Annotated in this window: 1 pseudogene; it reads left to right on the top strand. The window is 48.1% G+C overall.

The features are described from left to right. Nucleotides 1-214, top strand: a pseudogene (locus tag Q1A15_RS21000) (collagen-like protein); the annotation flags it as partial.

Genomic DNA, 214 nt, shown 5'->3' on the forward strand with positions numbered 1-214 from the left:
GTGAAGTCGGAGACAAAGGTGAAGTCGGAGACAAAGGTGAAGTTGGTGACAAAGGACCTCTCGGAGATAAAGGCGAAATTGGTGACAAAGGCGAAGTTGGAGATAAAGGACCTGTTGGAGACAAAGGTGAAGTTGGTGACAAAGGTGAAGTTGGTGACAAAGGCGAAGTCGGTGACAAAGGCGAAGTTGGTGACAAAGGACCTGTCGGAGATAA

It is taken from the genome of uncultured Tenacibaculum sp., assembly GCF_947495995.1.
In the GTDB taxonomy this organism is placed as follows: Bacteria; Bacteroidota; Bacteroidia; order Flavobacteriales; family Flavobacteriaceae; genus Polaribacter.